The organism is Alphaproteobacteria bacterium, assembly GCA_040905865.1.
In the GTDB taxonomy this organism is placed as follows: Bacteria; Pseudomonadota; Alphaproteobacteria; order UBA8366.
In genome coordinates, this window is record JBBDQU010000081.1 from 1 (window position 1) to 14,764 (window position 14,764).

Annotated in this window: 13 protein-coding genes; 4 read left to right on the plus strand and 9 right to left on the minus strand. The window is 61.9% G+C overall.

Annotation, left to right across the window (positions count from 1 at the left end; all coding sequences use genetic code 11):
- Positions 1-2,156, minus strand: a 2,156-nt coding sequence (locus WD767_18890; GenBank protein ID MEX2618159.1) for an adenosylcobalamin-dependent ribonucleoside-diphosphate reductase, incomplete at its 3' end; no start/stop codon positions are given.
- A 376-nt stretch (positions 2,157-2,532) separates the two neighbouring features.
- Between WD767_18890 and WD767_18895 the strand changes: the two genes are divergently transcribed.
- From WD767_18895 to WD767_18910, 4 genes are read left to right on the plus strand one after another with little or no spacing between them, the layout of a single operon-like run.
- Positions 2,533-2,892, plus strand: a complete 360-nt coding sequence (locus WD767_18895; protein ID MEX2618160.1) for an NADH:ubiquinone oxidoreductase subunit NDUFA12 — start codon at positions 2,533-2,535, stop codon at positions 2,890-2,892.
- Between the two features lie 40 nt (positions 2,893-2,932).
- Complete coding sequence (locus WD767_18900; GenBank protein MEX2618161.1) at positions 2,933-3,418, plus strand: MlaD family protein; 486 nt, start codon at positions 2,933-2,935, stop codon at positions 3,416-3,418.
- Positions 3,415-3,864, plus strand: coding sequence for an outer membrane lipid asymmetry maintenance protein MlaD (gene mlaD / locus WD767_18905; protein ID MEX2618162.1), 450 nt, complete (start codon positions 3,415-3,417; stop codon positions 3,862-3,864). The genes WD767_18900 and mlaD overlap by 4 nt, the downstream gene beginning before the upstream one ends.
- A complete protein-coding gene (locus tag WD767_18910; protein MEX2618163.1) occupies positions 3,854-4,261 on the plus strand; it encodes a DUF2155 domain-containing protein in 408 nt (135 codons plus the stop codon). The genes mlaD and WD767_18910 overlap by 11 nt, the downstream gene beginning before the upstream one ends.
- A gap of 3 nt (positions 4,262-4,264) precedes the next feature.
- On the opposite strand, the gene WD767_18915 is transcribed toward WD767_18910, so the two are convergent.
- The 8 genes from WD767_18915 to WD767_18950 form a co-directional block, all read right to left on the minus strand.
- Complete coding sequence (locus WD767_18915; protein MEX2618164.1) at positions 4,265-4,684, minus strand: PaaI family thioesterase; 420 nt, start codon at positions 4,682-4,684, stop codon at positions 4,265-4,267.
- Positions 4,685-4,850: 166 nt separating this feature from the next.
- Positions 4,851-5,264 (minus strand): hypothetical protein, encoded by a 414-nt coding sequence (locus tag WD767_18920; protein MEX2618165.1) that lies wholly within the window; start codon positions 5,262-5,264, stop codon positions 4,851-4,853.
- A 53-nt stretch (positions 5,265-5,317) separates the two neighbouring features.
- A complete protein-coding gene (locus WD767_18925; protein MEX2618166.1) occupies positions 5,318-7,384 on the minus strand; it encodes a M3 family metallopeptidase in 2,067 nt (688 codons plus the stop codon).
- Positions 7,385-7,490: 106 nt separating this feature from the next.
- The gene (locus WD767_18930; GenBank protein ID MEX2618167.1) at positions 7,491-9,170 is read right to left on the minus strand and encodes an acyl-CoA dehydrogenase family protein; all 1,680 of its coding nucleotides are present in this window, start codon (positions 9,168-9,170) and stop codon (positions 7,491-7,493) included.
- Positions 9,171-9,260: 90 nt separating this feature from the next.
- Positions 9,261-9,998 (minus strand): hypothetical protein, encoded by a 738-nt coding sequence (locus WD767_18935; protein ID MEX2618168.1) that lies wholly within the window; start codon positions 9,996-9,998, stop codon positions 9,261-9,263.
- Between the two features lie 132 nt (positions 9,999-10,130).
- Entirely contained in the window at positions 10,131-10,559 is a 429-nt protein-coding gene (locus WD767_18940; protein ID MEX2618169.1) for a universal stress protein, read from the minus strand.
- Between the two features lie 29 nt (positions 10,560-10,588).
- Entirely contained in the window at positions 10,589-13,396 is a 2,808-nt protein-coding gene (locus WD767_18945; protein ID MEX2618170.1) for a TRAP transporter permease, read from the minus strand.
- Between the two features lie 107 nt (positions 13,397-13,503).
- Positions 13,504-14,475, minus strand: a complete 972-nt coding sequence (locus tag WD767_18950; protein MEX2618171.1) for a TAXI family TRAP transporter solute-binding subunit — start codon at positions 14,473-14,475, stop codon at positions 13,504-13,506.
- Positions 14,476-14,764 lie beyond the last annotated feature (289 nt).

Sequence of the window (14,764 nt, forward strand, 5' to 3'; positions counted from 1 at the left end):
CGGTTGATGATCTTGAAATAGCCGCCGCCGGCGAGCTTCTTGAACTTGACCAGGGCGAAATCCGGCTCGATCCCCGTCGTGTCGCAATCCATGATCAGGCCGATCGTGCCGGTCGGCGCAATGACAGTGGTCTGGGCGTTGCGGAATCCGAATGCCTCGCCCAGCCGCAGGGCTTCGTCCCAGGTGCGCGCCGCGGCGACCGGCAGGTCCGCCTGCGGGCAGGTGGACGGATCCAGCGGCGCCGGAACGACGCTCAGTTCCTCGTAGCCCTCCGTTTCGCCCCGCGCCGCCCGGCGATGATTGCGGATAACCCGCAGCATCGGTTCGGCATTGCGTTCGTATTGCGGGAAAGCGCCCAGTTCCCGCGCCATTTCAGCCGACGTGGCATAGGCGACGCCGGTCATCAGCGCCGAAATCGCGCCGCATAACGCGCGGCCGGCATCGCTGTCATAGGCCAGTCCCGCGCCCATCATCAGCCCGCCGATATTGGCGTAGCCGAGGCCCAGGGTCCGGTATTCATAGGAACGCTCCGCGATTTCCTTCGACGGAAACTGCGCCATCAGCACCGCGATTTCGAGCGTCAATGTCCAGAGCCGGACCGCGTGCTCGAACCCGTCGGTATCGAATCGCAGGGCGCTTTTGCCATCGCCCTTTGTACCGCTCTGGAACGCCATGAGATTGAGCGACGCCAGATTGCAGGCCGTATCGTCCAGGAACATGTATTCCGAACACGGATTGGACGCGTTGATGCGGCCCGAGGCGCTGCAGGTGTGCCATTCGTTGATCGTCGTGTCGTATTGCATGCCCGGATCGGCCGAGGACCAGGCCGCATGGGCGATCTGGTCCCACAGGTCGCGCGCGCGCACCGTCTTCGCAACCGAACCGTCCTTGCGGTTGATGAGATCCCATTCACGGTCTTCGTCGACCGCGGCAATGAAGTCATTGGTGACCCGGACCGTATTGTTGGCGTTCTGCCCCGCGACGGTCAGATAGGCTTCCGAATCCCAGTCCGCATCGTATGTTTCGAATTCAATCGAGGCGTAGCCCTGCCGTGCGAATTGCAGCACGCGCTGGATGTAGTTCTCCGAAATATCCGCCTTGCGGGCGGCAATGATGGCGGATTTCAGAACCCTGTTCCGCTTCGGGTCGCAGCGCGCCGCATCGTCCAGTTCGCCATGCTGGCAGGCCGCCATGATAGCGCTGAGATGCTTTTTATTGGTCCGGGAACCGGTCACCAGGGCGGCGACCTTCTGCTCCTCGATCATCTTCCAGTCGATATAGGTTTCGATATCCGGATGGTCGATATCGACGATCACCATCTTGGCCGCGCGCCGGGTCGTGCCGCCGGATTTGATGGCGCCCGCGGCGCGGTCGCCGATTTTCAGGAAGCTCATCAGCCCCGAGGATTTGCCGCCGCCGGAAAGCGGTTCGCCGGCCCCGCGGATGCTGGAGAAATTGCTGCCGGTGCCCGACCCGTATTTGAACAGGCGCGCCTCACGCACCCAGAGGTCCATGATGCCGCCTTCATTGACCAGGTCGTCGCCGACGGACTGGATGAAGCAGGCATGCGGCTGCGGGTGTTCATAGGCGGATTCGGACCGGGTCAGTTTCCCTGTCCTGTAGTCGACGTAATGATGGCCCTGCGCCGGGCCATCGATTCCATAGGCCCAGTGCAGCCCCGTATTGAACCATTGCGGCGAATTCGGCGCCGCCATCTGCCGCGCCAGCATGTAACGCATTTCATCGTAATAGGTCCTGGCGTCGCTTTCGGTGTCGAAATACCCGCCCTTCCACGCCCAATAGGTCCAGGTGCCCGCAAGCCGGTTGAAAACCTGCTTGGCGCTGACCTCCCCGCCGAAACGGGCCTTCGCCGGAAGGCCATCCAGGGCCGCTTCATCGGGAACGCTGCGCCAGAGCCAGGCGGGGACGTCCGCTTCCTCAACCCGCTTCAGACGGACCGGAACGCCGGCCTTGCGGAAATATTTCTGCGCCAGCACATCGCAGGCGACCTGACTCCAGCCGGCCGGGACCTCGATACCCTCCTGCCTGAATACGGTTGACCCGTTCGGATTGCGGATTTCGCTGACGGTTTCCCGGAAATCGATTCCGGAAAAAGCGGATTGTCCCTCGACTGTAAATCGACGCTCTATACGCATGGAATACTGACCCCGGCACTGAATTTGTTTTTGTCGACGCTACACGGCGGACGATTACCGAAACCCTCGGAAATGACCGCTCCACCATCAGTTCCTGCGAATGCGGTATCACGATGACATCGCACCCCATGATACCACATATAGGGAACTGTCACCATTTCGCCACAATGCCTTGAGTATTGCAACCAGATTATGCGGTTTCTTCTCTTTTATCATATATATCTTGGGGTCCTGTTTTCGAAAGAACCGCAAATTAAGGTTAAAATCATGGTGAAAGACGAAATTCCCGGGCGCGCAGTTCGCTGGACAGGCGCGGCCCGCAAGTGCGATATTCCGGCCGCGGCGACGGCCGCGCAGCAATGGAGCCCCCACCGCTATGACAACGGCAATTACCCGACTGATTACCTGGTTCAAAGGCGAATCCGTAGGCACCGACCAGTTTGGAAACCGTTATTTCCAGGAACGGAATGCCGCGGACAGCCGGCGCCGCAAACGCTGGGTCGTCTACAAGGGCACGGATGAGGCAAGCGCCGTTCCGCCGCTATGGAGCGCCTGGCTGCACCACACCGTGAAGGAGGTCCCCTCCGAGGCCGAGAATTCCCGATACATCTGGCAGAAACCGCATATCCCGAACATGACCGGTACGCCGGATGCCTATCGTCCGGCGGGTCACACGTTGCGCGGCGGCCACCGGGCCAAGGCGACGGGAGATTATGACGCATGGAAACCGGAATAGTCCGCATTTCCGCCGCAATCGTCGATACACTACCGTTACGATGAATCGTGAAACGCTTCATATCCTTGTCGGCGCGGTTCTGATCCTGGCTGCGCCCGTTCTCGGCTACCTGTTTTTCAGCGGCGATGCGCGTACGGAGTCGACCGAAGGATACAATCTGACAGCGCGATACAATCAGGTCGACGGCGTTTCAATCGGCACGAACGTCCTGCTGGCGGGCGTTCCGGTCGGCAAGGTGACGCGCCTGGAATTCGATGCTGAAGAACTGCAGGCGGTGTTGACCTTCACCATACACGAGCATATCCGGCTGCCGCGGGACACCGCGGCGCTGATTGCCAGCGACGGGATGCTTGGCGGGAAACACATCAAGCTGGACGTCGGCGGCGCGGAAGAGATGCTGGCGCCCGGCGAGTCGTTCAACTATGTCCAGGATTCAGTCATCGTCGAGGCGCTGCTGGAAAAGGTCATCCTGTGGGCCGAGGAACGGCGGGATAAAGCCAAAGAAGGAGGCGCCGAAATCAAATGAAGCGCAGTATTATCGAAACGGTGCTGGGCGCGGTCGTTTTGCTGGTGGCCGGCGTTTTCTTTGCGTTTGCCTATAGTTCCGCCGATATCCGGCCCAATCTCGGTTATACGGTCAGGGCGAATTTCAACGCCATCGACGGGTTGACCGTCGGCAGCGATGTCCGGGTCGGCGGCGTCAAGGTCGGCGCGGTGACCGCAATGACCGTGGACCAGAGCATTTATCGGGCCGTTGTATCCATGAATATCGAAGACAGGATCAAACTGCCCGACGACACCCTGGTTACGATCTCCAGCGACGGATTACTGGGTGGTAAATATGTTCGCCTGGAGCCCGGCAAGAGCACCACGATGGTCGCCGCCGGCGGCGATCTGTCCAGAACCAAGGACGTGGTCGGCCTTGAGGAACTGCTGGGCAAGGTCATCTTTCTGGTTACCGATGGCGGCTGACCGGCGGTGGCGGCCATGGCCGGCACTGCTGGCGCCCCTGATTACGGCATCGCCGGCAATTGCTTTTTCGGGCGATCTGGCCGTCCTGCAGGGGCTGGACAAGGTCACCGCGCGCGTATCCACCTTCGAGGCCCCGCTCGACGTACCCGTGCAGTTCGGCACGCTTTCCATTACCCTGCGCAGTTGCGAGCGGACGCCGCCGGAAGAACCGCCGGAATCGACCGCCTTCCTGGATATTTTCGAGGTCCGCAAGGGCGAACAGCCCGTATCGCTGTTCCACGGCTGGATGTTCGCTTCCAGCCCGGCGATTTCGGCGCTGGAGCATCCCGTCTATGATGTCTGGGTGCTGGAATGCAAAAAGACCGCGCCGCCGCCGGAACCCGAACCCACGAGATAGGCCTCATCCCGCCTGGGGGATATAGGTGCCGCGGCCGATCGCGATCAGCCTGTGATCCGCGTCATGCACATCGATATCGACCACCGCGATCGTTCTGCCGATGCGCCGCACGCGGGCCGTCGCCGTAAGCTCGGTATGGCTTGCCGGGCGCAGAAAATCGGTCCGGAAATTGACCGTCGGCACGACATTGCCGATCCGCATCGCCAGCGCATAATCGCCGGCCGTATCGATCAGCGAGGCGATCACGCCGCCATGATACTGGCCTGAATCCGGCCGGCGCTCGAATTCCGGGCGCATCGGCAGGCGCAGAACGAGCGTATCGTTTCCGGAATCGATCGTATCGACCAGGATGCCCATGAAGGCGAGATAGGGAGACGCGTCCAGCATCTTCTGAACGTCGTGCTGACTTAGATAATCGCTCATTATAGCACATCAGGTTTAAATGGAACCGTAGCCGCCTCCATTTAAACCTGTGAAGGTGCCATGTCTGCAACAAGATAGATCGGACTCACATGACTATTGGATCGTCACAGGCGATTCGAACCAGCCATGATCTGATCTGGTTTCCGTCTGCTGCTTTGTTTTTCTGTCACGCCTGTATAAACGATATGACGGGACCGCAGGTATAGTCAGGTACAATCCACAGGGCCGGATACGGATGGTCGGTGTAGGCGACGCCGTTTTCCCGCAACAATCCGCGGGTTGCATCAAGGTCGCGCACGGCAAAACCGACCGTCGCGACACAGGGAATGCAGGGCGGCGTGACGCCGGGCGTCCATTTCGCCATCGCGGCGGCGTTCATGACGTAGATCGTGCCGCGCGGCAGGGTGAACCGCGCCACGCCGGGCATGACTTCCTTCCAATCCAGGTCCAGCAGCCGGCCCAGCTTTTCGCCGGTCGCGGCGACATCGGCGACGCAGAACCCGACCTCCGCCAGCGCGACCGCGCCATTGGGATGGTCCAGCAGATGCGGCTGCCAGATCGCGCACGGCGACGCCGGCATGGTCAAGGTTGAAAACGGGCTGATTCAAATCACCTCTCCGGGATCCGGCCCGTCTAATTGAGGCCTTCCTTTTCGAGCAGGGCGTCCGGGGTCGGCAGCTTGCCGCGAAACGCGATATACGCATCCTCGGGATCCATTGACCCGCCCGACGAATAGATAAACTGCTTCAGCTTCGCGGCGGTGGCCGGGTCGAAGGAATCGCCCGCCTCCTGGAAGGCCTGGAACGCGTCGGAGTCCAGCACGCCGGACCACATATACGAATAATAGCCGGCGGAATATCCATCCCCCGCGAAGACATGCGTGAAATTCGGCGTCGCGTGGCGCATGACGATTTCCTGCGGCATCTTCAGTTCCGACAGGACGCCGGACTGAAAGGCCATGGGATCGACCCTGGCGGCCTGGTCCGGGTTCAGCGCGTGGAATGCCATATCGACCAGCGCCGATGAGGTGAACTCCACATTGGCGAAACCCTTGTTGAACTTCCCGGCGGCGCGCAGCTTGTCGAGCAGCGCCTGCGGCATCGCCTCGCCGGTCCGGTAATGCACCGCGAACTGCTGCAGCACCTCCGGCACGGTCAGCCAGTGTTCGTAAAGCTGCGAGGGCAGTTCGACGAAATCGCGGCTGACCGAGGTTCCGGCGATGGACGGGTAGGTCACGTCCGACAGCATGCCGTGCAGCGCGTGGCCGAATTCATGGAACAGCGTCTTCGCGTTGTCCATGTCGATCAGGACCGGCTCGCCGGCCGGCGCCCTGGCGAAATTCATCACGTTGAGGACGATGGGCGTCTGTTCCGCGCCATCCGCGCCCAGCCTGTGCTGGCCCTGCAGCGCGCTCATCCAGGCGCCGGAGCGTTTGGACGGCCGCGCGAAATAATCGCCCAGGAATATCGCGATCCGCTTGCCTTGCGCGTTCAGCACCTCGAACACCCGCACGTCGGGATGGTAGGCGGTCACGCCTTCATGCTTGCGGAAGGTGAGTCCGAACAGCCGCCCGGCGGTATGGAACGCGGCTTCGATCATTTTTTCGAGTTGCAGGTACGGCTTGATTTCCGCCTCGTTGAACGCATACCGCGCGGCGCGTACCTTTTCGGAATAGTGCCGCCAGTCCCACGGGGCGACGGCGTGATTATGCCCTTCCGCCGCGATCAGCTTGGCCAGTTCGGCGGCTTCCTCATGCGCGCGCGTGCAGGCCTTGCCCCAGACCGTTTCCAGCAAGCCGCGGACATTCTCCGGCGTCTTGGCCATGGTGTCGTCCAGCTTGAAATGGGCGAAACTGCCATAGCCCAGCAGCGCCGCCTTTTCGGCGCGGAGCCTGACCATTTCCGCGACAATCGGGCGATTGTCGTGTTCGCCGGGATTCTCGCCCCGGGCCACCCAGGCCCGGAACGCGGTTTCGCGCAGGTCGCGCCGTGCCGAAAAAGTCAGGAAGGGCTCGATAATCGACCGCGAGAGCGTCACGGCGTGCTTGCCCTTGTGGCCGCGTTCCTCCGCCGCGGCCGCCATGCTGGCAATCAGGAAATCCGGCAGTCCGGCCAGATCGTCGGCTTTTTCCAGGATCAGCGCGTATTCGCGTTCATCGGCGAGGACATTCTGCGAAAACGTCGTTCCCAGGGTCGCGAGGCGTTCGTTGATGGCGGAGAGACGGCTCTGGTCCGCCTCGTTCAATTGCGCGCCGGACCGCACGAACGATTTCCGGGTCAGTTCCAGCACCCTGCGCCCTTCGGCATCAAGGCCCAGCGCGTCGATATCCCGGTACAGCGTCTCAATGCGTTCGAAAAGCGCGCGGTTCATCGTAATGGCGGAGTAATGGCGCGAGAATTCCGGCGACAGCCTGCGTTCCAGCGCCTGCAGCGTGTCGTTGGTATTCGCGCCCGACAGGTTCCAGAAAATACCCGACGCCCGGGTCAGCAGTTCGCCGGCGCGCTCCAGCGCGACAATCGTGTTCTCGAAAGTCGGGGTATCGGGGTTCCCCGCAATCGCCTCGATCTCCGCCAGATGCGCCGGAAGCGCCGCGGCGAACGCCGCCTCGAAATCCCTGTCGTCGATCCGCGCGAACTCCGGCAGGCCGAGCGGGCCGCTCCAGGTCGCGATTGCCGGGTTGACGCCAGATACCGCCGCCATATCAGTAGGCATTGATCCATCCTTTGAAGAATGTCCGGAATTGCTGCTGGATGTAGTCCGCCGAGGTTGAATTAAAAGCATGCAACCGTAAAGAATTTACATGCGGTCAGTTCCGCCGCTCCAGCAACCCGCGCACGATGACATGGGCCTGGATTTCCGCCGCTCCCTCGAAAATATTCAGGATCCGCGCATCGCAGAGGATCCGGCTCATTTCATATTCCGCGGCATAGCCGTTGCCGCCATGCACCTGAACGCCGTTATCCGCGTTCGACCACGCCACCCGCGCCGCCAGCAGCTTCGCCATGCCCGCCTCGATATCGCAGCGCCGGTCGGAATCCTTCTCCCGCGCCGCGAAATAGGACAGCTGGCGCGCCATCATCGTCTCCACCGCCATCCAGGCGATCTTGCCCGAAACCCGCGGAAATCCGTAGATCGACCTGCCGAACTGCTGCCGGTCCACGGCATATTCGCGGGCCAGTTCCATGGCCCGCTGGGCGACGCCGACGGCGCGCGCGGCGGTCTGTATCCGGGCCGATTCGAAGGTGGCCATGAGCTGCTTGAAGCCCTGCCCTTCCTGCCCGCCCAGCAGATGCTTCGCATCCACCTCGAACCCGTCGAAGCCGATCTCGTATTCCTTCATCCCGCGATAGCCGAGCACCTCTATCTCGCCGCCGGACATGCCCGCCGCCGGGAACGGGTCGTCGACCGTCCCGCGCGGCTTCGGCGCGATGAACATCGAAAGACCCTTGTAGCCGGGCTCGTTCGCATCGGTGCGCGCCAGCAGGGTCATCATGTCGGTGCGCGCCGCATGGGTGATCCACGTCTTGTTGCCATGGATGCGGTAACTGTCGCCGTCGCGGATCGCCCGCGTCTTCAGGCTGCCCAGGTCCGAACCCGTGCCCGGCTCCGTAAACACCGCCGTCGGCAGGATTTCGCCGGAGGCCAGTTTCGGCAGCCATTCCGCCTTCTGCGCCTCGGTGCCGCCCAGCCGGATCAGTTCGCAGGCGATTTCCGGCCTTGTGCCGAGCGACCCGACGCCGATATAGCCGCGCGACAGTTCCTCGGTGACGACGCACATCGCCACCTTGCCCAGGCCATGCCCGCCGAATTCCTCTGGGACCGTCAGGCCGAACACGCCCATTTCCGACATCCGGTCGATAACGTCCATCGGGATCAGCTGATCCTTGCGGTGCCATTCATGGGCATGGGGAATCACCTGCTCATTGGCGAAGCGGCGGAACTGGCCGGCGATCATCTCCAGCGTCTCGTCGCCATAGCCGTAGGCGCCGTATTCGCCATGCTCGATCAGTTCGGCGATCCGCATCCGGACCCGGTTCGTGTTTCCCGTTTCCGCGAGCCGGCCCGCCGCCCCGTCGGCCAGCGGCGCGACGTCGGACCGGTCCAGCCCCAGATCGGCCGGCCGGACGATTTCGCCCTGGCTGATGGCGATACCGGAGGCGAGCTGGTTGATGTATTCGCCGAATCCCGCCTGCAGTATCAGCCGTTCCAGCTCCCCCAGCGTTCCCTCCCGGTCCAGCCGTTCTGCCCAGCGCAGCAATTCGCGCAGGCCCGTCGCGTAGGTCGCCATCCAGGCAAGCCCGTGCGCGGCGAACTGTTCCTCGTTCAGGCGCGCGCCGCTGATGCGGTCGTCGACCGAAACACGCCGGCCGACGCCGCGGCGCGCCGTTTCGACGACCGCTTCGACGGCTTCCAGCCCTTGCGCGCAGATATTCAGCAGGTCATCGGGGATCAGCGGCGCTGAACCGGGTGTGGCGGTATCCGGCATGTCAGGAACTCCAGGGGTCGATTGGTATTTTCACACTGTATAACAATGCGCCGTCGCGGTGTCTCCCGCCAGCGGTCTTGTTGCCCGCAGTCAGCCGGCGCCGCGCCGGTTCAGTTCCGCCTCGACCGCCGCCAGCTGGGTCCTGATATCGATGGCGCATTCGGCGATGACCTCGAAATCGCGGTCTTCGAAGATGTTCACGTCCGGGTGCGACCGGCGCCTTGCCTGTATCGCGGCGTCCCGGGCGGCAATCAGCATGCGGATCTGCGGATCGAACAGCCGGACCATGCCGGAAATCCACAGGTTGACCGGCCAGGACGGCTGCGCGTGATCGATGATGAAACGGTCCAGCATCCGGCAGACATCCTCGCCCGCATACCAGACCTCGCCCGTTACCCAGCGGTTCGTCGCGAACAGCCGGATCGGCAGCCCGGCGCTGTCCATGGAGATCGCCGCCAGATGGCTGAGATTGTCGTCCGGATCGTCCGGCGCCTCATATTCCGGGATCGGCGCGGGCCGGATCCCTTCCGGCATGCCCTTCGGCCGCATGAAGACATGGAAATGGCCGTGTTCGTTCGCGCGCTCGTCGGCCGGATGCGCGTGGTAGTAATACTGCGAGTGGGAGACGGCGTCATAGACATCGCCTTCCGGGTAGTGACTCCATTCGTAAAAAATTTCCTCATTCTTGATCAGTTCGCCGACGATATTGTCGTCGGTGACATTCAGGATCCGGTGGCATTCCAGCACCTGGTCCGCGGCGTCCCGCATATCCCGGAGCCGCTCCAGCGTTTGCGCCAAAAGAAGCTTTTTTATGTCAAACTCAACCATTCCTCGGATTCCGGTTCCGGACACCCCCGTATCGCCCGTCAGGCGTACCGCGTGGCAGCTACTTCAACGCTCGCAATATGCCAACGCCGATCACCTGATTGAAGACATCTCGCGCATTCTTGATGGGGGCACTCAGTTTCTCACCACGAGCACGGAGCATTCCGCGTAACGCGAGACACGGGCGGCGTTCGGACCCAGCAGGAACGTCCCGGCCCGGTGCCGGCTTGCGCCGAGAATAATCAGGTCCGCCTCGACTTCCGCGGCGACCCGCAGCACTTCTTCATACACTGACCCATGGCCGACGACATGCTGAACCTTTATTCCCCTGGGAACATGCTCGGCAACGAACTCATGCAGCTTCTGGCGCACGCTTTCGATGACGGTCTTTTCATGTTCCTTCGGGAAGAACGATCCGACGATGCTCATTCCGAAATCGGGCACCACCGTCATGACCCGAAGGGTCGAACCGAAGGTCCGGGCATATTCCACGGCGGTCGGCAGCGATTCTTTCCAGGATCGCGGATCCCCAAGGTCAACCGTCAGAAGAATGTTCTTGTACATCGTTCTTCCCCTTTTTCCCGGCGGCCGGATCAGGCCATGGCGCCGCTGGCGGCACGACGCCGTTGCAGCAGGATGACCAGGGCCAGCAGCAACAGCGCCGGAATGAACATCAGGAACCTGGTCGGTTGATCGGCAGGAATCAGGACCGTCATGATCTTCTGATCGAAATCGAGGCCGGCCTTCTGCGCCGGGCTGTCGTATACGGCATTGTCGATAATCACCGTATCGCCCTCGAAGAGCAGTTGCAGGCCGAACGCTTCCAGCCGCTCCTCGCCGGTCGCCTCGGACCCCACCGGCATGACCGCCGTAAACGTCATCTTGTCGCCGACATCGTCCAGCCCCTCGACGATCAGCCGTATTTCGGAACCGGGCGTCGCCGTGCCCATGGCTTCGACGATCGCCGTGGGCGCCGCCGTTTCATAGGGCGGCGAGACGATATCCATCCAGAAACCGGGCCTGAACAGGGTAAACGCCACGAGGATCAGCGCCGCGGATTCCCAAATCCGGGAGCGCACAAAGAAGAATCCCTGCGTGCCCGCCGTAAACAGCAGCATCGCCGCCGTCGCTATGACGAAAACGAACGCCCCTTCCAGATAGGTGACGTCCATCAGCAGCAGGTCGGTGTTGAAGATGAACAGGAAGGGCAGCAGCGCCGTCCGCAGCGAATAGAAAAACGCCACGAATCCGGTGCGGATCGGATCGCCGCCCGACACCGCCGCGGCCGCGAAGGAGGCGAGGCCGACCGGCGGCGTCACATCGGCCATGATGCCGAAGTAGAACACGAACAGATGCACCGCGATCAGCGGCACGATCAGCCCGTTCTGCTGCCCCAGGGTGACGATAACCGGCGCCAGCAGCGACGAGACAACGATATAGTTCGCCGTTGTCGGCAGCCCCATGCCCAGGATCAGGCTGAGGACGGCCGTGAAGATCAGGATCAGCAGGATCTGGCCCTGGGACAGGAACTCGACCAGTTCCGCCATCACCAGCCCGACGCCGGTCTGCGACACCGTCCCCACGATGATGCCGGCCGCCGCCGTGGCGATGCCGATGCCGATCATGTTGCGGGAACCGGCGATGAGGCCGTCGACCAGTTCGCCGAATCCCTGGCGGAACCGCCCCGAAAGATTTTCCTTGCGGAAGAACGAGAACAGGCTGCGCTGGGTCAGCAGGATGAAAATCATCAGCGCCACCGCCCAGAATGCCGACAGCGAGGGCGACAGCCGCTCCACCATCAGGCACCAGATCAGCAGGCCGACCGGCAGGAGGAAGTGCAGCCCGGCCATGATCGTCGGACCCGGTTCCGGCAGGCTCGTCACCGGCGCGTTCGGGTCGTCCATCACGAGGTTCGGATAACGGGCGCAGACCGACACCAGCCAGACATAGACGGCGACGATCAGCGCCCCGACCACCCAGGGCAGCGCGTCGCCGGTGTATTCGCCGAGCAGCCCGACCAGGAAGAAAATGCCGAAGCTTCCGATGACGCCGTTGCCCAGAACGAACGCGCCCATCGAGAACGTCATCGCCATGCCGCCCGGGCTGGCGCTGCGCCTGACCGCCGACAGGATAGCCGCCTGCAACCCGACCACGACCAGAACGGCAATGAACCGGTTCAGCGTCGTTTCCAGCATCGACCATGCTTCCGACAGGTAATACACGCCGCCCGCCAGGATCAGGATGCTGGCGGCGGTAATGCCGAAGGATGTCAGCGCGGTGAACAGCGGCTTTGCCTCGACCGCACGCGGCAGGCCCAGCATATCCGTCTTCAGCGCTTCCAGGTGAACGATATAGACCAGCGCGATATAGGAAATGATCGCCGGCAGGAACGCATGCTTCACGACCTCGAAGTACGAGATGCCGACATACTCCACCATCAGGAAGGCGGCCGCCCCCATGACCGGCGGCATGATCTGTCCGTTGACCGATGACGCGACTTCGACGGCGCCCGCTTTTTCGGCGGAAAACCCGACGCGCTTCATCATCGGAATGGTGAATGTGCCGGTCGTGACCACATTGGCGATGGAGGAGCCGGAAATCAGCCCGGTCATGCCCGATGCGACGACCGCCGCCTTGGCGGGACCGCCGCGCATATGCCCCATCAGTGAAAAGGCGACCTTGATGAAATAGTTGCCGGCGCCGGCCTTGTCGAGCAGCGCGCCGAACAGGACGAACAGGAAGACGAGGTCGGTGGATACCCCCAGGGCAATCCCGAACACCCCTTCGGTGGACAGCCACTGGTGGTCGGCGACGGCGCCGAAACTGGCGCCCTTCCAGGCCAGGAAGCCGGGTGCATAGGGGCCGAGGAAGGTATAGAACAGGAAGAAGACGGCGACGACCATGAGGGGCGGACCGAGCGCCCGGCGCGTTGCTTCCAGCAGCACGAGGATGCCGACGCAGGCGACCGCGATATCGATTGTATTCGGATTGCCCGGCCTGTCGGACAACCGCGAACCGGTAATCATCTGGGCCAGCGCCGTATCGGAGGCGAAAATATACAGCGCACAGCAAACGCCCGTGATCCCAAGAATCCAGTCCAGCGCAGGGATGACGTGACGCGGTGACCGCTTCGTCGCCGGATACGCCATGAAGGCCAGGATCAGCGCGAAGGCAAGGTGGAATGAACGGGCCTCCCGGCTGGGAAACACGCCCCAGTTGAAAATATAGGGAAGCGGCGACGCGATCCAGACCTGCCAGACAGCCCACGCAAGCGCCAGCCCGGCCATGAGTTGCACGACAATACGGTTGTCCGGTATGCGGCCCCCCGTATCCGTCGAAGCGACCAGATCGCTCAGTTCGTCGGAACCCGGTTGCGGGTTGGTCCTGTCCGTATTGCTCATCGCGCCCCTCCAGCCAACCTGCCCCCGGTTGCACGGGCCTTGCAGGTTGCGAAACCTCCGCCCTAAAGAGAAAGGGCGGGAGATACGCCTCCCGCCCGATGGCTGATCTAATTCATCCAGCCTTTTTCCTTGTAGTATTTCTGCGCGCCGTCATGCAGCGGCGCCGACAGGTTGTTGACGATCATCTTCGAGGGTTCCAGATTCTCGAACGCCGGGTGCATCTTCTTGAACCGGTCGATATTGTCGAAAACCGCCTTGACGATCTGATAGACGGTATCCGTATCGGTCTTGGTGGAGGATACGAAGGTTGCGCCGACCCCGAAAGTCGTCACGTCTTCATCCGTACCCTTGTACATCCCGCCCGGGATGGTCGCAAAGGCGTAGTAGGCATTATCTTCGACCAGCTTGCGGATCACCGGATTGTCAACCGGGACGATTTTCGTGTCGCAGGACGTCGCGGCTTCCTGGATCGAACCGTTCGGATGGCCCACCGTGAAGACCATGGCGTCGATCTTGTTATCGCAGAGCGCCGCGGACTGTTCGGAAGACTTGAGTTCGGAGGCGAGCGCAAAATCGCTCATCTGCCAGCCCATCTTTTCCATCACGACCTCCATCGTGCCGCGCTGGCCCGACCCCGGGTCGCCGACATTCACGCGCTTGCCCTTCAGGTCATCGAACGACTCGATACCGGAATCGGCCCGCGCCACTACCGTGAACGGCTCCGCATGGACGGAAAACACGGCGCGCAGTTCCTCGAAGGCGCCATCGGGAAACTGCTGGGGCGCCGTGCCGTGATAGGCGTGGTACTGCCAGTCGGACTGGGCCACGCCCATGTCCAGGTCACCCGCGCGAATACCGTTGATATTCTTGGTCGAACCGCCGGTCGTGTGGGTGCACTTGATGTCATGGGTCGAAGTGCCGCGATTGACCAGGCGGCAAATCGCGCCCCCGACCTGATAATAAACGCCAGTCTGACCACCGGTCCCGATCGTGATAAATTTTTCCGCCGCCACGGGCATGGCGGTCAGCGCTGATGCGATAAGTGCCCCGGATGCGAGCAATGTATTTCTGATGAACATTTTCACCTCCTTGATTTTATGACAGTTTCCGTACTTCCTTGTCCCCAGGTAACAAATGGCCCTCCGACCGTATGCCGGAAAGCATATAATAACCCTTACTGGCGAAATTTGGACTCGTAAAACGGGCGGCTACCTGATGGGCAGCCGGCGCAATCCAGCGATACCTGTGTATCAGCATCGGAATCCCCGAAACATTCCTGCCAGTTGGTCTGGGATCGCTATCATCCCCGGATTACACGCTGTACCGAACCAAGGGTTACAAACAGATAAGTAATACTACGTATCTATA